21 protein-coding genes are annotated in these 20,652 nt (G+C 66.2%); 8 read left to right on the top strand and 13 right to left on the bottom strand.

What is annotated here, in order from left to right; all coding sequences use genetic code 11:
• Positions 1-165: 165 nt before the first annotated feature.
• The 3 genes from radC to dnaK form a co-directional block, all read right to left on the bottom strand.
• Positions 166-927, bottom strand: a complete 762-nt coding sequence (gene radC / locus OM960_RS07445) for a RadC family protein (protein ID WP_263335247.1) — start codon at positions 925-927, stop codon at positions 166-168.
• Between the two features lie 110 nt (positions 928-1,037).
• Positions 1,038-2,195, bottom strand: a complete 1,158-nt coding sequence (gene dnaJ / locus OM960_RS07440; RefSeq protein ID WP_263335249.1) for a molecular chaperone DnaJ — start codon at positions 2,193-2,195, stop codon at positions 1,038-1,040.
• Positions 2,196-2,265: 70 nt separating this feature from the next.
• Positions 2,266-4,179 carry a molecular chaperone DnaK gene (gene dnaK, locus OM960_RS07435; RefSeq protein ID WP_263335252.1) on the bottom strand — a complete coding sequence of 638 codons (1,914 nt, stop codon included), beginning with the start codon at positions 4,177-4,179 and terminating at the stop codon, positions 2,266-2,268.
• 165 nt (positions 4,180-4,344) lie between these two features.
• Here dnaK and OM960_RS07430 point away from each other — a divergent pair, with 165 nt between their 5' ends.
• Complete coding sequence (locus OM960_RS07430) at positions 4,345-4,989, top strand: alpha-ketoglutarate-dependent dioxygenase AlkB family protein (protein ID WP_411709792.1); 645 nt, start codon at positions 4,345-4,347, stop codon at positions 4,987-4,989.
• A 105-nt stretch (positions 4,990-5,094) separates the two neighbouring features.
• Here OM960_RS07430 and OM960_RS07425 read toward each other — a convergent pair whose 3' ends face one another.
• Positions 5,095-5,916 carry an ABC transporter permease gene (locus OM960_RS07425; RefSeq protein WP_263335254.1) on the bottom strand — a complete coding sequence of 274 codons (822 nt, stop codon included), beginning with the start codon at positions 5,914-5,916 and terminating at the stop codon, positions 5,095-5,097.
• A 135-nt stretch (positions 5,917-6,051) separates the two neighbouring features.
• On the opposite strand from OM960_RS07425, the gene cysQ reads away from it, so the two are divergent.
• The 7 genes from cysQ (at position 6,052) to OM960_RS07390 (ending at position 14,135) form a co-directional block, all read left to right on the top strand.
• Positions 6,052-6,849, top strand: coding sequence for a 3'(2'),5'-bisphosphate nucleotidase CysQ (gene cysQ, locus OM960_RS07420; RefSeq protein ID WP_263335256.1), 798 nt, complete (start codon positions 6,052-6,054; stop codon positions 6,847-6,849).
• Entirely contained in the window at positions 6,846-7,646 is an 801-nt protein-coding gene (locus OM960_RS07415) for a 3-deoxy-manno-octulosonate cytidylyltransferase (protein ID WP_263335258.1), read from the top strand. The genes cysQ and OM960_RS07415 overlap by 4 nt, the downstream gene beginning before the upstream one ends.
• 227 nt (positions 7,647-7,873) lie before the next feature.
• The gene (gene galU, locus OM960_RS07410) at positions 7,874-8,767 is read left to right on the top strand and encodes a UTP--glucose-1-phosphate uridylyltransferase GalU (RefSeq protein WP_263335260.1); all 894 of its coding nucleotides are present in this window, start codon (positions 7,874-7,876) and stop codon (positions 8,765-8,767) included.
• 5 nt (positions 8,768-8,772) lie between these two features.
• On the top strand, positions 8,773-9,762 hold the full coding sequence (galE, locus tag OM960_RS07405; RefSeq protein ID WP_263335261.1) for a UDP-glucose 4-epimerase GalE: 990 nt from the start codon (positions 8,773-8,775) through the stop codon (positions 9,760-9,762).
• Positions 9,763-10,032: 270 nt separating this feature from the next.
• On the top strand, positions 10,033-11,010 hold the full coding sequence (locus tag OM960_RS07400) for a glycosyltransferase family 2 protein (RefSeq protein WP_264771535.1): 978 nt from the start codon (positions 10,033-10,035) through the stop codon (positions 11,008-11,010).
• The gene (locus tag OM960_RS07395) at positions 11,007-12,704 is read left to right on the top strand and encodes a DUF5927 domain-containing protein (protein ID WP_264771534.1); all 1,698 of its coding nucleotides are present in this window, start codon (positions 11,007-11,009) and stop codon (positions 12,702-12,704) included. Before OM960_RS07400 ends, OM960_RS07395 begins: the two co-directional genes overlap by 4 nt.
• A gap of 12 nt (positions 12,705-12,716) precedes the next feature.
• Positions 12,717-14,135 carry a sulfotransferase domain-containing protein gene (locus OM960_RS07390; protein WP_264771533.1) on the top strand — a complete coding sequence of 473 codons (1,419 nt, stop codon included), beginning with the start codon at positions 12,717-12,719 and terminating at the stop codon, positions 14,133-14,135.
• A 7-nt stretch (positions 14,136-14,142) separates the two neighbouring features.
• Here OM960_RS07390 and OM960_RS07385 read toward each other — a convergent pair whose 3' ends face one another.
• The 9 genes from OM960_RS07385 to OM960_RS07345 all read right to left on the bottom strand — a co-directional run bounded on the left by OM960_RS07385 (position 14,143) and on the right by OM960_RS07345 (position 20,600).
• Entirely contained in the window at positions 14,143-14,607 is a 465-nt protein-coding gene (locus tag OM960_RS07385; RefSeq protein ID WP_263335269.1) for a PTS sugar transporter subunit IIA, read from the bottom strand.
• Between the two features lie 38 nt (positions 14,608-14,645).
• On the bottom strand, positions 14,646-15,218 hold the full coding sequence (hpf, locus tag OM960_RS07380; RefSeq protein WP_263335271.1) for a ribosome hibernation-promoting factor, HPF/YfiA family: 573 nt from the start codon (positions 15,216-15,218) through the stop codon (positions 14,646-14,648).
• A 77-nt stretch (positions 15,219-15,295) separates the two neighbouring features.
• Positions 15,296-16,597, bottom strand: coding sequence for an RNA polymerase factor sigma-54 (locus OM960_RS07375; RefSeq protein ID WP_264771532.1), 1,302 nt, complete (start codon positions 16,595-16,597; stop codon positions 15,296-15,298).
• Positions 16,598-16,612: 15 nt separating this feature from the next.
• Complete coding sequence (gene lptB, locus OM960_RS07370; RefSeq protein WP_263335275.1) at positions 16,613-17,374, bottom strand: LPS export ABC transporter ATP-binding protein; 762 nt, start codon at positions 17,372-17,374, stop codon at positions 16,613-16,615.
• Positions 17,371-17,874 carry a lipopolysaccharide transport periplasmic protein LptA gene (lptA, locus tag OM960_RS07365; RefSeq protein WP_263335277.1) on the bottom strand — a complete coding sequence of 168 codons (504 nt, stop codon included), beginning with the start codon at positions 17,872-17,874 and terminating at the stop codon, positions 17,371-17,373. Before lptA ends, lptB begins: the two co-directional genes overlap by 4 nt.
• Positions 17,875-17,884: 10 nt before the next feature.
• The gene (locus OM960_RS07360; protein WP_263335278.1) at positions 17,885-18,490 is read right to left on the bottom strand and encodes a hypothetical protein; all 606 of its coding nucleotides are present in this window, start codon (positions 18,488-18,490) and stop codon (positions 17,885-17,887) included.
• Positions 18,491-18,494: 4 nt separating this feature from the next.
• Positions 18,495-19,463: a KpsF/GutQ family sugar-phosphate isomerase gene (locus OM960_RS07355; protein ID WP_263335280.1), complete on the bottom strand. Its 969-nt coding sequence runs from the start codon at positions 19,461-19,463 to the stop codon at positions 18,495-18,497.
• A gap of 3 nt (positions 19,464-19,466) precedes the next feature.
• Complete coding sequence (locus tag OM960_RS07350) at positions 19,467-20,081, bottom strand: ribonuclease D (protein WP_264771531.1); 615 nt, start codon at positions 20,079-20,081, stop codon at positions 19,467-19,469.
• 111 nt (positions 20,082-20,192) lie between these two features.
• Complete coding sequence (locus OM960_RS07345) at positions 20,193-20,600, bottom strand: c-type cytochrome (RefSeq protein WP_263335283.1); 408 nt, start codon at positions 20,598-20,600, stop codon at positions 20,193-20,195.
• Positions 20,601-20,652: the final 52 nt, after the last annotated feature.

The raw sequence follows: 20,652 nt of genomic DNA, 5'->3' as shown, positions 1-20,652 counted from the left end.
TATGCCAACGGCTGCGTATTGATGGCGGGTACCCGGATCGGGGCCCGCCATTTTCACGAATGGTCGTGTGTAATGTCACGCCCGGACCGCGCGACGCAACTGCGGTCCGGGTGCAACGCGCGTATACGCCACGATTGCCGGAGTCTCATGATCCGGGCCGGTTCATCAGAAGTACCCCTCGGCCCGGAAGCTGAGTTCGCGCGATTTGCCGACGATCAGATGGTCGTGGACGACGATCCCCATGACGCGAGCGGCGTCCTGGATCTGGCCGGTGACGACGATGTCCTGCTCCGACGGCGTCGGGTCGCCCGAAGGGTGGTTGTGGACGAGGATGAGAGCGCTCGCATTGAGCTCCAGCGCCCGCTTGACCACTTCGCGCGGATAGACCGGCACATGGTCCACGGTGCCGCGCGCCTGTTCCTCGTCGGCGATCAGCACGTTCTTGCGGTCGAGGTAGAGCACCCGGAACTGCTCGGTCTCCCGATGCGCCATCGCGGTGCGGCAATAGTCGAGAAGCTGGTCCCACGACGACAGGACGGCGCGGTGCATCACCCTGGTTCGCGCCAGCCGGTGCGCCGCCGCCTCGACGATCTTCAGCTCCTGCACCACGGCGTCACCGACGCCCTGCACCTCGGTGAGCCGGTGCGCCGGCGCGGAGAGCACGCGGTTGAAATCGCCGAACAGGTCGAGCAGCCGACGGGCGAGAGGCTTCACATCCTGGCGCGGGATCGCTCGGAAAAGCACGAGTTCAAGGAGTTCATAGTCGGGAATCGCCGCCGCGCCGCCGTCCATGAAACGGGCGCGCAACCGTTGGCGGTGGTCCTTGATGTAGGAGGGCAGCCTGCCCTCGGGCAGCGCGACCGCGAGCGCTTCGTCGCCCGGAAAGAGCGGCATCGGAGCTTCATGAAAGGCGCGAGTCGGTCCCATGCGGCCAGATTCCCGCGTCGTGGTGAAGGATTGGTTAACATGCGCCCGAAAGACAAACGGCGCAGCCGGGGAGCCGCGCCGTCAAATTCAACCTTCTCAGGAGGCCCGGCTCAGCCCTTCATGCCGTCCCAGAAGCTCTTGACCTTGGAGAAGAACGACGAACCTTCGGGGTTGTTGTCCTCGCTCAGGCGTTCGAACTCGCGCAGGAGCTCGCGCTGCTGCGCGGTGAGGTTCACCGGCGTTTCGACCGCAATCTCGATCAGCATGTCGCCGACGCCGCCGCCGCGCAGCGCCGGCATGCCCTTGCCGCGCAGCCGCAGCTGCTTGCCGGTCTGCGCCCCCGACGGGATCTTCACCCGGCTGCGGCCGCCGTCGATCGTTGGCACCTCGACCTCGCCGCCGAGCGCCGCGGTGGTCATCCAGATCGGCACCCGGCAGAAGAGGTTGACCCCGTCGCGCTGGAAAAGTGCGTGTTCGCGGACCTCGATGAAGATGTAAAGGTCGCCGGCCGGACCGCCGCGCAACCCGGCTTCCCCCTCGCCGGCGAGGCGGATCCGCGTGCCCGTCTCGACCCCCGCGGGGATGTTGACGGAAAGCTGGCGCTCCTTCTCGGTACGCCCGGCGCCGTGGCAGACCTTGCACGGGTTCTTGATCGTCTGGCCGAGCCCGCCGCATGTCGGGCAGGTGCGCTCGACCGTGAAGAAGCCCTGCTGGGCACGGACCTTGCCCATGCCCGAACAGGTCGGGCAGGTCTGCGGTTCGGCGCCGCCCTCGGCCCCGGTGCCGTTGCAGATGCCGCAGGCAACCGAGGTCGGCACGGTGATCGACTTCTGGGCACCGCTATAGGCCTCCTCGAGCGTGACCCGAAGATTGTAGCGCAAGTCCGAGCCGCGCTGGGCGCGGTTTCGTCCGCCGGCGCCGCCGCGGCCGCCCATGAAGTCGCCGAAGAGGTCCTCGAACACGTCAGAGAAGGCGCTGGCGAAATCGCCCTGCTGGCCATAGCCGCCGCGCCCGCCGCCGCGCGGACCGCCACCCATTCCGCCCTCGAAGGCGGCATGGCCGAAGCGGTCATAGGCCGCCTTGCGGGTGTCGTCCTTGAGGACGTCGTAGGCCTCGTTCACTTCCTTGAACTGGGCCTCGGCCTCCGGCTTGTCCTTGTTGCGATCGGGGTGAAGCTCCTTGGCCTTCGCCCGATAGGCCTTCTTGATCTCGTCGGCCGATGCGCCGCGTCCGACACCCAGAACCTCGTAGAAGTCGCGTTTCGCCATTCTTCGCCCTCTCGGGGAACGCGCGGGCCGGCCCGACGCGCGTCAGGCCGGCCCCGGGGTTCCGGTCGCGTTACTTGCGCTTGTCTTCGCCCAGATCCTCGAAGTCGGCATCCACGATGTCGTCATCGACGCCGCGCGGACCCTCGTCGTCACCTTCCGGCGCCGCGCCTTCGGCCTGTTGCGCCTTGTAGATCGCCTCGCCGAGCTTCATCGCCGCGTCGGTGACGTTCTGGATGCCGCCCTTGATCTTGCCGGCATCCTCGGACTTCAGCGTTTCCTCGAGCGCGCCGATGGCCAGCTCGATCGCCTCGACGGTGGAGGCGTCGACCTTGTCGCCATGCTCCTCGAGCGCCTTGCGGGTGGAGTGGATCAGGCTTTCGGCCTGGTTCTTGGCCTCCACCAGCTCCTTGCGCTTCTTGTCGCCCTCGGCATTGGCCTCGGCGTCCTTGACCATCTTCTCGATCTCGTCGTCGGAAAGTCCGCCCGAGGCCTGGATGGTGATCTGCTGCGCCTTGCCGGTGCCCTTGTCCTTGGCGTTGACCGAGACGATGCCGTTCGCGTCGATGTCGAAGGTCACCTCGATCTGCGGCAGGCCGCGCGGCGCGGGCGGGATTTCCTCGAGGTTGAACTGGCCGAGGAGCTTGTTGTCCGCTGCCATCTCGCGCTCGCCCTGGAAGACCCGGATCGTCACCGCGTTCTGGTTGTCTTCGGCCGTCGAGAAGATCTGGCTCTTCTTCGTGGGGATCGTGGTGTTGCGGTCGATGAGGCGGGTGAAGACACCGCCGAGCGTCTCGATGCCGAGCGAGAGCGGGGTCACGTCGAGCAGGACCACGTCCTTCACGTCGCCCTGCAGCACGCCGGCCTGGATCGCCGCACCAAGCGCCACGACCTCGTCCGGGTTCACGCCCTTGTGCGGCTCCTTGCCGAAGAAGTTCGTCACTTCCTCGATCACCTTCGGCATCCGGGTCATGCCACCGACGAGCACGACCTCGTCGATGTCGCCCTTGGAAAGTCCGGCATCCTTGAGCGCGTCGGCGCAAGGCTTCATCGACTTCTTGATAAGGTCCGCGACCAGCGATTCGAGCTTCGCACGGGTCAGCTTCATGACCATGTGCAGCGGCGTGCCGGTGTTCTTGTCCATCGAGATGAACGGCTGGTTGATCTCGGTCTGCTGGCTGGAAGAAAGCTCGATCTTCGCCTTCTCGGCCGCTTCCTTGAGACGCTGCAGCGCCATCTTGTCGCCGGTCAGGTCGACGCCATGCTCCTTTTTGAACTCCTCGGCGAGGTAGTTCACGATGCGCATGTCGAAGTCCTCGCCGCCGAGGAAGGTGTCGCCGTTGGTCGACTTCACCTCGAAGAGGCCATCGTCGATTTCGAGGATGGTGATGTCGAAGGTGCCGCCGCCGAGGTCATAGACCGCGATGGTCCGGGTTTCCTTCTTGTCGAGACCGTAGGCGAGTGCCGCCGCCGTCGGCTCGTTGATGATCCGCAGGACTTCGAGACCGGCGATCTTGCCGGCGTCCTTGGTGGCCTGACGCTGGGCGTCGTTGAAATAGGCCGGGACGGTGATGACCGCCTGGGTGACCGATTCGCCGAGGTAGCTTTCGGCGGTTTCCTTCATCTTCTGCAGGATCACAGCGGAGATCTGCGCGGGAGAGTATTTCTCACCCTTCACCTCGACCCAGGCGTCGCCGTTGCCGCCGTCCACGATGTGGTAGGGGACGAGCTTCTTGTCCTTCTCGACCTCGGCGTCGCCGATGCGGCGGCCGATCAGGCGCTTGACGGCATAGACCGTGTTGGTCGGGTTGGTGACCGCCTGGCGCTTGGCCGGCTGGCCGACGAGACGCTCGCTGTCGGTGAAGCCGACGACGGAGGGCGTGGTGCGGGCGCCTTCCGAGTTCTCGATGACGCGCGGCTGCGCCCCGTCCATGATGGCGACGCAGGAGTTCGTGGTCCCGAGGTCGATCCCGATGACTTTGGCCATGTATGTACCTTTCCTTCGGCGATGATGTGGCGCCAGATCCGATCGCGGCCCCTGACGCCGATCCCTAGATTTCGGCCGGGTGATCCCGACCGGCTTCGTGGGGTATATAAGGAGGGGAATCTGACGCTGCAAGCGCCGTGACGGCGGGAAAAACAGGGAAAATCCGTGGAAAATCGCGACCACTCTCCGGCGTCGCCCGTACCGCCCGATCCCACCGCCCGGATCGCGGGCGCGGCCTTGTATGCTCTCTATCTCGACGCAGACGAACAAGCTGCGCTGGTCGGGGATATCCGCGCCGTCGTCGCGGCTGCGCCCCTGTTCTCGCCGCTGACCCCATGGGGCAAGCCGATGTCGGTGCGGATGACCTCGGCCGGGAAATACGGCTGGTACGCGGACCGGAAGGGCTACCGCTACGTTCCGCGCCATCCCTGTGGCTCAGACTGGCCGCCGATCCCGGAGCGGGTACAGGCGGTCTGGCGCCGTCTCGTGGGCGCGGAGCGCGCTCCCGATTGCTGTCTGGTGAATTTCTACGATGTAGATGCGCGGATGGGCCTGCATCAGGACCGTGACGAGGCCGATTTCCGCTGGCCGGTCCTGTCGATCAGCCTCGGTGACGACGCCCGGTTTCGGATCGGCGGCACGACCCGCGGCGGGCCGACGAAAAGCTTCTGGCTTCGTTCCGGTGACGTCCTGGCGCTCGGCGGGGAGGCGCGGCTCGCCTATCATGGCGTCGACCGGATCGCGTCCGGCTCATCGACGCTCCTGCCGAAAGGCGGACGCATCAACCTCACGCTCCGGGTCGTGGACTGAACTGCGAATCGCCACCCGGACAAAGACCGACAGAGCAAGACGCCGGGCCCAATCACGGCCACACTCGCCGGCCCAACTGTCGAAATCCGCGACGGAGCACCCGGATCAGCGCGCCGCGTTCCAGCTCGCTGAGGCGTGTTTGCGGGTCTTGAACTCGCCCATCAGCCCGACGGCGATCAGCGCGAGCGTGAAATAGACAGGGTAGGTCAGCGACGAGTTGTGCGGATTGTAGTTGATGAACACGAAGCCGCGCATCTGGTCGATGATGTGAAAGAGCGGGTTCCAGTCGAACATCGCCAGCAGCGAGAAGCTGAGTGTGTTGCCGACGAACATCTTACCCGAGGCGAACATGTTGACGCGGGTGTAGATCTGTTGCGCGACGCGTGCGAACGCCGGCCACCACGGCTTGATCGCGAGCACGACCATGCCGATCCCGATCCCGTAGAGCCAGGAGAGGATGAGCATTCCCAGCGCGCCAACGGGATCTTCGATCTGCACCGGCGCGTAGGCCATGTGATAGACCCCGAGTATCACGACGATCGACAGGACCTGGGTGTAGAGAGCCGCGAGCGCCGCCGAGCCGATCGCGATGGCGGTGTTCATCGGCGCGTGCAGCATCATTCCCGAGGTCGGACCTTCCGAGCCGATGACCGCGCCCGACGTCTTGATGTTGCACATGAACGTGAAGATGCCCGTCATGATGTAGACGGTGAAATCGCCGCGAATCGCGCTGCCGCGCATGCCGAGCAGGTTGAAAGTTACGATGAAGGCGCCGATGAAGATCACCGTCTGCAGGATGTTGGTCAGAAGCCCCACCAAGGCATTCTTGTGGTTGCGCCGGATCGCGCGCACCGTGCTGTGATAGATGAGTTCGAGGATCGCCAGCGACGAGTTCAGCCGGGATTTCCGCCGCTCTACTCCGAACATGCCGCTCTGCCCGATTCCGCTGATGATGCCTGAGACTGGTGTTTTTTCGCCCGGAAATCTTGCCGATCCCTTAGCGGGCGATCATAAGGTGAACCGCTCTGCCGATCAACTCGCACCGAATGAGGAGATGCCGCCTTGGATTTCGACCGCCTGACAATGGTGATGCGGCGCCTCGCGCTCGAGGCCGGGGACCGGATCATGGAGATCTACAGTTCCCCCGATTTCGAGGTGCGGTCCAAGTCCGACGCGAGCCCGGTGACCGAGGCCGACGAGGCTGCAGATGCGCTGATTTCCGAAGGACTCGCCGAGGCGTTTCCCGCCGTGGCGCTCGTGACCGAGGAGCAGGCGGCGAGCCACGGGCAGGCGGTCTCGACCTTCCTCATCGTCGACCCCCTGGACGGAACCAAGGAATTCGTCCAGCGGCGCGGCGACTTCACCGTGAACATCGCCTATGTCGAGGCCGGCGTACCCTTGCGCGGCGTCGTCTATGCGCCGGCCAAGGGACGGCTCTTCTACACGCTCGGCGATGGCCGCGCGGTGGAGGAGAAGGGCGCCTTCGACAAGGAAGCGCCCGGCGAACAGGTGCCGATCACGGTTTCGGTGCCCGACAACCGGGGCCTGATGGTGGTGGCCTCGAAGTCGCATCGCGACCAGGCGACCGACGACTACATCGCGGCATATGCGGTGCGCGACATGACGAGCGCGGGGTCGAGCCTCAAGTTCTGCCTCGTCGCGACCGGCGAGGCCGATCTCTACCCGCGGCTCGGGCGGACGATGGAATGGGACACCGCCGCGGGCGACGCGGTGCTGCGCGGCGCGGGCGGCGAGGTCGTGCGCTTCGACGACCACAGTCCGCTGACCTACGGCAAGCCGGGTTTCGAGAACCCGTTCTTCATCGCCTATGCGCCGGGTGTTCTTCTGGTGAAACAGTGACCGTTCTCGTCGTCATTCCCGCCCGCTATGCCTCGACACGCTATCCGGGCAAGCCGCTCGTCGCGCTGAAGGGTGCTGACGGCGAGGCGCGCACGCTGATCCGGCGCAGCTGGGAAGCGGCGACGCAGGTCAAGGGTGTCGACCGCGTCGTCGTGGCGACCGACGATGACCGTATCAAGGCGGAAGCCGAGGGTTTCGGCGCCGAGGTCGTGATGACGTCGGAAGCCTGCCGCAACGGCACCGAACGCTGCGCCGAGGCGCATGCGGCGCTTGGCGGCCGCTATGACATCGTCGTCAACCTGCAGGGCGACGCGCCGCTCACGCCGCACTGGTTCGTCGAGGCGCTGGTCGCGGGGCTGCAGGCCGATCCCGGCGCCGATATCGCGACGCCGGTGCTGCGCTGCGACGGCCGCGCGCTGAACGGGTTCCTCGAGGATCGCCGCGCGGGGCGCGTCGGCGGCACGACCGCGGTTTTCGGCGCCGGCCGCCGGGCGCTCTACTTCTCGAAGGAAGTGATACCATATACCGGCCGGCGTTACGGCGCGGACGAGGCGACGCCGGTCTTCCATCATATCGGCGTCTATGCCTACCGCCCCGCCGCGCTCGCCGCCTATCCGGGCTGGGAGACCGGTGCCCTGGAGACTCTCGAGGGTCTGGAACAGCTCCGGTTCCTCGAGTGCGGACGGACGGTTCTTTGCGTCGAGGTCGAGGCGCGCGGGCGGCAGTTCTGGGAGCTGAACAACCCGGAAGACGTCCCGCGAATCGAGGCGATGTTGGCCGAGATGGGCATGTCCTGAGCGCGGCCTGATAGCGCGCCCAAGGTCCTGATTCGGGACACTATACGGTGAAACGGAACACTGTCCGGCGAAAGGCCGCTCCGGGCAGGTGTTTTCGAACTTTTTTCCGGAAACCGAGGGAAAACATCGTATGGTTGTCGTTCGGGATTAGAACCGAGTATCAGTCGACGCAAAGCATACGAACGCAGGGCGACAGGCCCGCGGGGAACGAAACGACGGTGGTTTAAATGAACTCGAAAGTCACGAAAGCAATTTTTCCGGTTGCTGGCCTTGGAACGCGTTTCCTGCCGGCAACGAAGTCGATTCCGAAAGAGATCATGACGCTCGTTGACCGGCCGCTGATCCAGTACGCCATCGACGAGGCCCGCGCCGCGGGGATCACGGAGTTCATCTTCGTGACCTCGCGCGGCAAGAGCGCGCTCGAGGATTACTTCGACCATGCCAACGAGCTCGAGGCGACGCTCGAGGCAAGCGGCAAGACCGCGCTGCTCGAGACACTGCGGGCGACCAACATGGAATCGGGGGCCATCGCCTACATCCGCCAGCACAAGGCGCTTGGCCTTGGCCATGCGGTCTGGTGCGCGCGTCGGCTTCTGGGCGACGAACCCTTCGCGGTGATCCTGCCCGACGACGTGATCGCCGCCGAGAAACCCTGCCTGCAGCAGATGGTCGAGGCGCATGCCGAGGTCGGCGGCAACATGGTCGCCGCGATGGAAGTGGCGCCGGAGAAGGCGTCATCCTACGGCGTGCTCGACATCGGCGAGGACATGGGCTCGATCGTGTCGGTCAAGGGCATGGTGGAAAAGCCGAAGCCTGCGGATGCGCCGTCGAACCTTGCGGTGATCGGGCGCTATATCCTGACGCCCGAGATCATGACCAACCTCGACCGTAAGAAGACCGGCGCCGGCGGCGAGATCCAGTTGACCGACGCGATCGCCGAAGAGATCGCCAAGTCGAACAACGTCTACGGTTTCCGCTTCCGCGGCCAGCGGTTCGATTGCGGATCGAAGGCGGGCTATCTTCAGGCGACGGTCGCCTTCGGGCTGGCCCGCGAGGAGCTGCGTGACGAGTTGCGCGACTTCCTCGTCGGCATCACCGCGATGCAGAAGGCGGCCGAATAGCGTCGATGGACCGGCACATCCTCGTCACCGGGGGCGCGGGGTATATCGGAGCTCACGCCTGCAAGGCGCTCAAGGCGGCGGGCTACGTTCCGGTAACTTTCGACAACCTCGCCACCGGCTGGCGGGCGGCCGTGAAGTTCGGCCCGTTAGAAGAGGGCGACCTTTCCGACCGGGCCCGGCTTGACGAGGTCTTCGCGCGCTGGCGGCCCGAGGCGGTGATGCATTTCGCCGCGTTGAGCCTCGTCGGCGACGCGATGCGCGACCCCGGCCCCTACTGGCGCGTGAACGTGCTCGGCGCGCTCAACCTCGTCGAGGCGGCTCTGGCCGCGGATTGCCGGCGCTTCGTCTTCTCGTCGACCTGTGCGACCTATGGCGACCAGGACGGCGTGATGCTCGACGAGGAGACGCCGCAGGAACCATTGAACGCCTATGGCAAGTCGAAGCTCGCGATCGAGCAGATGCTCGGCGACTTCGGCGCGAGCCAGGGGCTCGAAGCGGTGATCTTCCGCTATTTCAACGTCGCCGGCGCCGATCCCGAGGCCGAAGTGGGCGAGTGCCACCGGCCCGAGACCCATCTCATCCCGCTGATGCTCGACGCGATCGAGGGACGGCGCGCGGCGCTGACGGTGTTCGGCACCGACTATCCGACCCGCGACGGAACCTGCGTCCGCGACTACGTCCATGTGGCCGATCTCGTGGACGCACATGTGGCCGGGCTGCGGTGGCTTGAGGCGGGCAAGGGCTCGCGGGTCTACTGCCTCGGCACGGGGCGGGGGTTCTCGGTGCGCGAGGTGATCGACCAGTCGCGCGCGGTCACCAACCGCGAGGTGCCGGTGACCTTCGGCGCGCGCCGTGCCGGCGACGCGGTGAGCCTCGTCTGCGGCAGCGCGCGCGCGGCGCAGGAACTCGGCTGGCGGCCGGCGCGGTCCGACCTCGCGACGATGATCGCCGATGCCTGGCGCTGGCACCGCTCCGGCGGCTACGACGGGGCGTGACCGCGCTGCCTCTGCGCCGTGCGGCGGCCGGTTTGATCGTCATTCCGCAGTTTACCTGAAGGGTCGCCACCTGTATTGTCCCGTCCCAACAAGAAAGTTCTGTTGGGGCTGGAACTGACGGGCAGGAACGGAAGCGGACATTTCGGCCGCGATCCGGCCAGTTGGTGCAACCTCACCTTAATCAGAATGCGTCAAGGATGACGCGGCCGCCTAATATTGCGGGGCGAGAGGGTCGGGTTGGGAGTCTGGAAGCGATATCGTTTGCGGCTCATGCGCAAGAGGATGCGGTTCCGCGCGTTCCGCAAGCGCCGCGATTTGTCGATGGTGGCGGACCGGCTGCGGCGGATCCGGCGCAGCGACATTCTCGTCGCCGCGGTGCTCCGTAACGAACGGATCCGCCTGCCCTATTTCCTGCGCTATTACCGCGAGCTCGGGGTCGGTCACTTCCTGTTCGTCGACAACGGCTCCGATGACGGCTCGCGCGAGTATCTCGCCGCGCAGGAGGACGTGACCCTGTGGACGACGCGGGCGAGCTACCGCGAGGCGCGCTACGGTGTCGACTGGCTCAACTGGATCCTGATGCGCCACGCGCGCGAGCACTGGGTGCTCGCGCTCGATGTCGACGAGTTCTTCGTCTACCCGTTCTGCGACACGCGGCCGATCCGCGCATTGACCGACTGGCTCGACACCTACGAGATCCGCAGCTTCCCGGCCATGCTCGTCGACATGTACCCGAAGGGCGCGATCAACTCAGTGTCCTATCGCGAGGGCATGAACCCGTTCACGATCGCCGATCATTTCGACAGCGGCAACTACACGATCTCGAAGAACGCCGAGTTCGGAAACCTCTGGATCCAGGGCGGACCGCGGGCGCGGGTCATGTTCGCGGAAACGCCCAAGGAGGCGCCGAGCCTGAACAAGATCCCGCTGGTGAAATGGCGCTGGGACTACTGCTTTGTCAGCTCGACCCACACGTTGCTGCCGCGCTCTTTGAACCTGACCTATGACGAGATGGGCGGCGAAAAGGCTTCAGGATGCCTGCTGCACGCCAAATTCCTGTCGACTTTCGAGGCCAAGGTCGACGAGGAGTTGACGCGGCAAGAGCACTTCGCCACCGGCCGGGAATACGCCGCCTATGCCGAAGCCCTGAAAGAACAGCCCGACCTGTGGTGCAGATGGTCCGAGAAATACATCAACTGGCGCCAGCTCGAGATCCTCGGGCTGATGTCGAAGGGCAACTGGGCATGACGCTCGGTTTCATCATGATGTGCCACACCGCACTCGACCGCGCCGCCCAGGTGGCGCGGTTCTGGGCCGAGGCCGGCTGCCCCGTCGTCATCCACGTCGATCGCCGGGTGAAGCCGCGGGCGTTTCGTGCGATGACCGGCATGCTCGCCGACCTTGGCAACGTGAGCTTTTGCGAGCGCTTCGCCTGCGAATGGGGAACCTGGTCGCTGGTGGCCGCGACCCAGGCCGCCGCGGCGCAGATGCTGGCGCAGCATGCGCATGTCCGGCATGTCTACCTCGCCTCCGGTTCCTGCCTGCCGCTCCGGCCGGTCGAGGAACTCACCACCTATCTCGACGCGCGCCCGGACACCGATTTCATCGAGAGTGTGACCACCGCAGATGTCGGCTGGACCGTGGGCGGCCTCGATGTCGAGCGGTTCATGTACCGGTTCCCGTTTTCCTGGCGCCGCCAAAGGGCGCTGTTCGACGCCTATGTGAACCTGCAGCGGCGGCTCAAGCTCCGGCGCCGGATTCCCGACGGGATCGTGCCGCATCTCGGCTCGCAATGGTGGTGCCTGACCCGCCAGACGCTGTCGGCGATCCTCGACGCTCCCGACCGGCCCGCCGTCGACCGGTACTTCCGGCGTGTCTGGATCCCTGACGAGAGCTATTTCCAGACACTGGCGAGGCGCCATTCGCGGCAGATCGAAAGCCGCTCCCTGACGCTGTCGAAATTTGACAATCAGGGCAAACCGCACACGTTCTACGACGATCACCTGCAGCTTCTCCGTCGGTCCGACTGTTTCGTCGCGCGCAAGATCTGGCCGCGCGCCGACCGCCTCTACCGCACGCTGCTCGCGCCCTCCGAGGCGCAGCCGGAGCGGGCCGAGCCCAATCCGGGCAAGATCGACAGGCTGTTTTCCAGCGCGGTCGAACGGCGGGTGCGCGGCCGGCCCGGTCTTTACATGCAAAGCCGCTTTCCGAGGAATGACCGCGAGAACGGCAGGACCTGCGCACCTTATTCGGTGTTTCACGGCTTTACCGACCTGTTCGAGGATTTCGACCTCTGGCTGGCCAAGACGATCGGCGGCCGCGTGCACGGCCATCTCTTCAGCCCGGAAGGCGCGGAGTTCTCGGGTGGCGCCTCCGTCTTCAACGGCGCCCTTAGTGCCGATGCAACCTTGCGCGACTACAATCCGCGCTCCTTCCTCACCAACCTGGTCTGGAACTCCCGCGGAGAGCGGCAAGTCTTCCAGTTCAGCCCCCGTGACAACCAGGCCTGCAACGCGTTTATGGCCGCCGATCCCAATGCGCAGATCTCGGTGATTTCCGGCACCTGGGCGGTGCGGCTCTGGCAATCCGGCGGCGATTTCCCCGATATCCGCCGCAACGCGGCCTTGCTGCAAAAGCGCGAGGCCGAGCACCTGGCGATCCTGCGGTCGATGCAGGTCAAGGCGCGTGTGCGGAGTTGGACGATGGCAGAGTTTATCGAAAGCCCGATGGAATCCCTGCAACCGATCTTAGACGAGATCCGGCCGCGTGGGGCGCCTCCCTTGGCCGAGGCTCCGCGGATGGCGGACCTGTCAGGATTCCAAGCGTTTCTGCAACGGCTCAAGAACGAGGGCATGCAGCCGACGCTGGTCGGAGACGTCAGTTTAGCCGGCGCGCAACGGCCGGCAGTGCAGGACTGTGCACGCCCCTATCTGGTTCGCTAAGGAGGACGCCGGTTGCGGGGCGATTTCGACTATTTCGTGATCTTTGGCGAGATGCGCACCGGCTCGAACCTGATCGAGTCGACGCTTTCGACGGCTCCGGGCATCAGTTGCCACAGCGAGGCGTTCAACCCGGTCCATATCGGCGGGCCGAATATCGAAGAGATCCTCGGCATCACCATGGCCGAGCGGCAGCGCGACCCGATGGAACTGCTCGACCGGATCCGCAATGCCGAGGGTCTGAACGGCTTCCGGTTCTTCCACGACCACGAGCCGCGGGTGCTCGACGCGATTCTCGCGGATCCGCGCTGCGCCAAGATCGTGCTGACACGCAACCCGGTCGACTCGTTCATCAGCCTGCGGATCGCAAACGCGACCAAACGCTGGAAGATGACCAATGTGAAGCACCGGACCACTTGGCAGCCGGTGTTCCAGTTCGAGGAATTCGAGTCGTTCCTCGCCGAACGGCAGGCGTTCCAGCTCCGTCTGCTCAGCGCGCTTCAGGTCTCCGGACAAACCGCCTTCTACCTTGATTACGACGATTCGCTCCGGGTCGACGTGATCAACGGGCTCCTTCGATTCCTTGGCGTCGACGCGGAAGTCGCGCGGATCTCCAACAAGCTCGTGCGGCAGAATCCCGAGGACATGGAGCAGAAGGTCCGCAACTTTCCCGAGATGGAGGCCGCGCTGCAGCGGATCGACTGGGCCAACCTCTCTCGCACGCCCAATTTCGAGCCGCGTCGCGGGCCCGGCACGCCTCAGGCGGTCGCTGCGGCCGGCGCGCCCCTGCTCTACGTTCCGATCCGCCCAAGGCGGGACGAGGATCTGCGCGCCTGGCTGTCGCAGCTCGGATCGGGTGGTCTCGTTGACGGGTTCAACAATATGACGCTGCGCGCCTGGAAGCGCGACCGGCCGGGCCACCGCAGCTTCACTGTCCTGCGCCATCCGCTCGCGCGCGCGAACGAGGCGTTCAGTGAGGTTCTGACCAGCGACACCTACACGGATATTCGCACCGCGCTGCGCAAGCGACACGATGTGCCGGTTCCGCCCGAGGACGAAATCGAAGGGCTGGGCGACACGGCCTATCGGGCCGCCTTTCTCGCGTTCCTGAGATTCGTGACGGTCAATCTGAACGGCCAGACCTCGATCCGGCAGGACGTGCTGTGGGCCAGCCAGTGGTCCGTGATCCAGGGCTTCGCGCAGTTCGCGACTCCCGACCTTCTGTGCCGCGAGGACCATCTCGTCGAAGATCTTGCCTATCTCGTACGGTCCGTCGGGCTTCATGATGCGCCGACTCCGCCGGCAGCCGGGCCGGAGCTTGCCCTGGTGCCGCTGGCGCGGATCTATGACGCCGAACTCGAGAAGGCGGCGCGCGGCGCGTACGGGCGTGACTACGTGTCTTACGGTTTCGGGAACTGGAGCTCGGGGGCCTGAGCGCCGCTCACGCCGCCTGGGAGGAGCGCGCTTCGGTCAGCACCGCATGGAGCGCTGCGGGATCGTTGTTGGCGCGCAGCTTGACGCAGGTGGCCGGGTCGCGCATCCGGCGCGAGACCGAGGCCAGCGCCTTCAGGTGCTCGACCCCGGAATCCTTCGGCGCGAAGAGGGCGAAGACCAGATCGACGGGCTGGCGGTCGACGGCGTCGAAATCCAGCGGCTTCTCCAGCCGCAGGAAGACGCCGACGACCTGATCCAGGCCATCGATTCGTGCATGCGGCAGCGCCACGCCGTGGCCGACGCCGGTCGGCCCGAGGCTTTCACGCTCCTGCAGCGCGTCGACGGCTTCAGACGCATCCAGCCCGCAGACCGAATGCGCCACTTCCGCAAGATCCTGAAACAGGCGTTTCTTGCTGGTTGCGTGACCGATAACCCGGACCGCCGCCGGCTTGAGAAGGCTCGAAAGGTCCATTTGCCTCTACTGTCTCACGCCGGCGGGCCGGCGCTATCCTAGCCGGCCGACGTATCGATCCAGCCCACGTTTCCATCGTCGCGGCGGTGGACGACACTGACCCCGCCGTTCTTCTCGTTGCGGAACACCAGAAGCGGTGTGCCGGCCAATTCCATCTGCATCACCGCCTCGCCGACCGAGAGCGAGGGGATCCTCGTCTCCATCTCGGCGATGATCATCGGCTGCAGGCTGTCCGGCTCCATGTCCGACGTCTCGCCATTCGCGGCGAGCACATACATGGGCGCGCCCGCGAATTCAACAGGCTCCGTCCGATCGCGGTGATGGTCCTTCAGCCGGCGCTTGTAGCGGCGCAACTGCTTTTCCATCTTCTCGCGGCAGTTCTCGAAGGCCGCGTAGATGTCGGTGGCGTGGCCCTTTGCGGCTGCGGTCAGGCCGGTCGAGAGATGGACCGTGGTCTCGCAACTGTATTCGTAGGCGTCGCGGGCGAAGATGACGGTCGCGTCGGTGGGCCGCTGCGAGAACTTCTCCACGGTCTCGCCCAGTTCGGACTTGACATGGGTCTGCAGAGCGTCACCCACGTCGATCTGCTTGCCACTGATCCTGTATCGCATGACACCTCCTTCTACTTGATGGGTCGGTTCCGGCCCGCCCTTTGCGGCGCCGGTCCGGCGAATGCCGTGTGCTCGGGTCAGGAAATCTTGTCGTTCTTGTGCACCGTCCGCGGCTGGTTCTGTGTGGAAACCTTCCGACGCTTTCGCCCGAACGATGAGGGTATGCGCATGCATTTGCGGTATTTGGCGACAGTTCTGCGGGCGATGTCAACGCCCTCTCTCCTCAACTGTGCACAAATAACTTCGTCTGCAAGGGGCGCATCGGCGGATTCAGCGGCGATCAGCTCACGCATCCGCCGCTGGACGTCGAACGGAGACACACGGCCGTCGGGGCCGTTCAATGCGCGCGAGAAGAAGTGAGAAAGCGGGTACACACGGTTCCCGGCCATGAGCGCCTTGCCCGCCAGTGCGCGGCCAAGCGTCGAGCCGTGCATGGAGAGTGCCGCGGCGGCCTCCGCGCGCGTGACCGGCCGGATCGTGTCATGGGAGCCGAGGAAGAAGGCCGACTGCGTCGTCGCGATGAAGCGGCCGATCCGCAATAGGGTTTCGCTTCGCGCCGCGACTCCGCGCACCATCAGGCTGGCGCGGTCGTAGAGCGCCCTGAGCGCGTCGGTGTCGAGCGTGTCGCGGCGCGCATCCAGCACGCCGAGCCGCGGAAACGCGGAGTGCACGGGCACAACGGAGATCTGCCCCTGCGGACCCGTTTCGACCACGAGTTCCGGCACGATCATCGCCACCATGTCCCGATCATCGCGCACCGGCGCAGAGGACAGGCCGCGCAGAAGACCGGAGATCCGCGTCAACTCGGCGGGCGCGAGGCCGAGTTCGCGGCCAAGCCGGGCCCAGCGTTCGAGCGCGAAATCATCGATCCGGAGCGCGACGGCACGGGCCAGACTGCGTTCCAGCCCAGCCTCGGCGAGTTGCAGCTCAAGGCACTCCGCGAGCGTCCGTGCGCCGATTCCCGCCGGCTCGCAGCGTTGCAAAGCGGCGAGCCCGGCTTCGAGGATGGCACGGGGGAGGCCGGCTGCATCGGTCAGTTCCCCAAGTGGTTGGTCGAGATAGCCGTCCTCCCTGAGCTCGCCGACGAGGTAGAGCGCGGCGGCCTGCTCGACCGACCCGAGCCGCTGCAGCGCGATCTGGCGGTGCAGGCTTTCCACCAGCGATTCCGTCGCGGCGGTGGTGGCGAGCGCGTAGTCGTATGCGCTCGATCCGGTGCCGGGATCAGCGACGGTCAGGAACGGATTCTCGGCCGCCTCCCGGGCGATCTCCTCGGCGAGGGCGGCCGTCGGCAGGCGCAGGATCGCGAGCGACTGGCGCAACTGCGGCGACACCGCGAGCCGCTGCCGCTGCGCGAGGTCAAGCCGGGCAGTCAGCGCCATCGAGGCCCCGATGGCTCAGGAGATCCGGAAACTCTGACCGAGATAGACCCGGCGGACATTCTCATCGCGCACGACCTCCTCGGCGCTGCCGCTCATCAGCACCGCGCCGTCATGCAGGATATAGGCCCGGTCGACGATTTCCAGCGTCTCGCGGACATTGTGGTCGGTGATCAGCACGCCGATGCCGCGGGTCTTGAGGTCGTGGACCAAGGCGCGGATGTCACCGACCGAGATCGGGTCGACACCGGCGAAGGGCTCGTCCAAGAGCAGGTATTTCGGATCGGCGGCAAGACAGCGCGCGATCTCCACCCGGCGCCGCTCGCCGCCCGACAAAGCCAGCGCGGGGGCGCGGCGCAGATGGGTGATGGAGAATTCCGACAGAAGCTCCTCAAGCCGCTCGCGGCGTTTGTGGACGTCGCTCTCGGTGATCTCGAGCACGGCGAGGATGTTGTCCTCGACCGAGAGACCCCGGAAGATCGAGACTTCCTGCGGCAGGTAACCGATACCGAGCCGGGCGCGGCGGTACATCGGAAGGCCGCTCACGTCGCGGCCGTCGAGCATGACCTGGCCGGCATCCGGCGCGATCAGCCCGGCGATGTTGTAAAAACACGTCGTCTTGCCCGAGCCGTTGGGACCGAGCAGCGCCACCACCTCGCCCCGCGCGAGATCGAGCGAGACATCGCGGATCACCGGGCGGCGGCGATAGCTCTTGCGCAGCTGGCGAACCCTGAGACCGGCCTCGCCCTCGGCCACGGTGAGCGTCGACCGGACGTTCATTTCTGCGTGCCCGGCTGGAGGATGGTGCGTACCCGGCCTTCCATCTGGCCGGTTCCGGTCGTCAGGTCGACGGTCAGAACCTTGCCGGCAATAGTGCTGCCCGCCTGGGTGAGAAGCACGCTCCCGGTCATTACCACTTCGCCGGTATCGACCGTGTAGACCGCCTCGTCGGATTCCGCGGCCTCGGTGGCGCTGACCAACGTCACCCCGCCGGTCGCGTGCATCCGCTCGATCCGCCGCTGGTCGCCGGTGGCGTATTCGACCAGCACCTTCGGCGCGGTCAGCCGCATCTCGCCCTGGATGACCACGACATCGCCGGTGAAGAGCGCGGTACCGTCGTTCTGGTTGACCGCGAGTCTCTCGGAGGTGACCTCGACCGGCAGTTCGGGATCGGCCTTGATCCCGCCGAAGGCGACCTCGGCCGTCTGGGCGCGCGCCGCCAGCGGCGCGGCAGCCGCCAGGGCCAAAGCGGCCGTCAGGGCGCGGAAAATCGTCGGCATGCGGGATCCTTCAGTTCGCAGGCTCGTATATCAGTTTCACGCCACCGTTGAAAACCAGAACGTAGCCGGGAGCCTCGCTCCCTTCGAGCGTGATCTGCATCCGGCCGGCTGTGATCGTTCCGAACGGCGCCCAGGCGTCGACGGCGCTGTCGGCGAAAAGTTCGGTCCGGTCGAGCGCGCCGTCAAGACGTTCCGTGACCATCCGGTAGCCGGTCGAGGTCACAATCTCGACACCGCCGCCCAGACGCATGCGCCCGGCGTCGTTGTCGAGCCGCCCGGTGGAGGCGACGAGATCGATCCGCTGCCCGTCCTTGAGATCATAGGCGGCGATCACCGCCTTGGCGTTGGCATTGCCGCCGTCGGTGTCGGGCCAGGCCGTCTCGGCATCCACCGTGACCGCGCCGCCGTCGGAGGTGACGCCGGAATATTGCGGCGCGATCATGCGCCGGTCGCGGGCGAGCTCCTCGACGTCGATGTCGGTGTACGGAAGCGCCGCGTCGGTGTCGATCCGGCGCGAGACGAGGAACAGCGTGGACAGGATCACGAGAGCCGCGAGCGGCAGCGCGACCTTCAGCCAGAAGACCACGCGGGAATGCAGGTTGTCGCGCGCGGCCATCGCCCTAGACCACGCCGGCGCGCAGGCAGTCGTGAATGTTGAGAATGCCGGCCGCGCGGCCGTCGCCGTCCGGCGCCACGACGAAGAGGCAGGTGATCTTGCGGTCCTTCATCAGCGCGACCGCCTCCTCGGCGAGCTGGTCGGGACCGATGGTCCGGGGATCCCGCGTCATCACGTCGCCCGCAGTGTGGTCGAGAAGCCCGTGCATGTGGCGGCGCAGGTCGCCGTCGGTGACGATCCCGGCGAGCCGGCCCGCCGCATCGGTCACGCCGACCACGCCGAAGCCCTTCTGGCTCATCACGAGGAGCGCCTCGGTCATCGGTGTCGCTTCGGGAACCAGCGGCAGGTCGGCACCGTCATGCATCAGGTCGCCCGCCTTCAGGAGCTTCGCGCCGAGCTTGCCGCCGGGATGGAAGGTGCGGAAATGCTCGGGCGTGAAGCGCCGGTGCTCCATCAGCGCTACCGCGATCGCGTCGCCGAGCGCCAACGTCATCGTTGTCGAGGTGGTCGGCACGATGCCGGTGCCGCAGGCTTCCTCGGCGCGGGGCAGGACGATCGCCACGTCCGACTGGCGCAGGAGCGTCGACTCGGCCCGGCTCGCGACGCCGATCAGCGGGATGCCGAACCGGCGGGTATGGGCGATGATGTCCGAAAGCTCCGGCGTTTCGCCCGAGTTCGACAGGACGAGCGCCACGTCGCCCTCGGTCACCATGCCGAGATCGCCGTGGCTCGCCTCGGCGGGGTGGACGTATTGCGCGGGTGTGCCGGTCGAGGCGAGCGTCGCCGCGATCTTGCGGCCGACATGGCCGGACTTGCCCATGCCCGAGACGATCACCCGGCCCTTGGCGTCGAGGATCAGCCGGATCGCGGCCGCGACGCTATCGCCGAGCGCGGCAGCGAGCGCATCGAGGCCGCGTGCCTCGATCTCGATGACGCGGCGGGCGGTGGCGAGGAAGATCTCGGGCTCGGTCATGGCTCAGTGGGTAAAGATGTCGGCGGTGTCGTCCCAACCGAGCAGGTCGAGCGTCGCGCGGGTGGGCAGGAAGTCGAAGCAGGCCTTGGCCAGGTCGGTCCGGCCCTCGCGGGCGAGGCGGGCGTCGAGCTCGGCCTTGATCCGGTGCAGGTAGAGCACGTCCGAGGCGGCATAGTCCTGCTGCGCCTCGGTGAGTTTCGCCGCGCCCCAGTCGGAGGTCTGCTGCTGCTTGGAAATGTCGATGCCGACAAGCTCCTGCAACAGGTATTTCAGCCCGTGGCGGTCGGTGAAGGTGCGGATGAGCTTGGAGGCGATCTTGGTGCAGTAGACCGGCGCGGTGGTGACGCCGAAGGCGGCTTTCAGCGCGGCGATGTCGAAGCGGCCGAAATGAAAGAGCTTCAGCACGTTCGAATCGGTAAGGAGCCGCTCCAGATTGGGCGCGCTTTTCTGGCCTTTCGTGATCTGGACGAGATGCGCGTTGCCGTCGCCGGCCGACAGCTGCACGACGCAGAGCCGGTCTCGGCGGGGATCGAGCCCCATCGTTTCGGTGTCGATTGCGACAACGGGGCCGAGATCGAGCCCGTCGGGCAGGTCGCCCTGATGAAGTTGCACCGCCATATCCCGTCCTTTGCTAGCCGTGCCTGCCAATAAAGCCTGGCGCGGCCCCGCGCAACATGGCTTGCCCGGAAGTGGGGGCCGGGCGGCGGCGGTGCAAGGGGGCGTAGCGGTCTACTTCTGGAGCGATTCGAGGTAGAGCGCGAGCGACAGCGTGCGGCCACGCACTTCGAGCACAGAGCCGTATGGGTTCGCCGGCCCCGGCTCGCTCGAGGCGAAGACGCGCCCGAAGACCGGCATCGGGCCGCCGTGGGCACGGATTCCGGTGCGCCCGTCGATGATGTGGATCACCTTCAGCATCGGGAACTCGCCGTCATTGGCCTGCGCCAACAGTGTCAGGTTCGGCGAGGGAATCGTCATGACATTGGCCATGTCGCCGTCGCCGAGCGCGTTCGCGCCGTGGCAGGCAGCGCAATAGTCCGCGTAAAGCGCCGCGCCGACATCCCCGTCCTGCGCCCCCGCCGCGGTCGCCGCGCCGAGGCCAAGGGCCATGCAGGCGGCGCTTATCATTGCAGTTTTCATGTCAACATCTCCCCGGTTACACGCGATTCCTCGGGGATAGGGTAGCGCCGCC

The sequence above is a fragment of the Defluviimonas salinarum genome (assembly GCF_026013545.1).
Taxonomy (GTDB): Bacteria; Pseudomonadota; Alphaproteobacteria; order Rhodobacterales; family Rhodobacteraceae; genus Albidovulum; species Albidovulum salinarum.
Note: the sequence above shows the minus strand (reverse complement) of the source record. Positions and strands in the feature narration are given on the sequence as shown.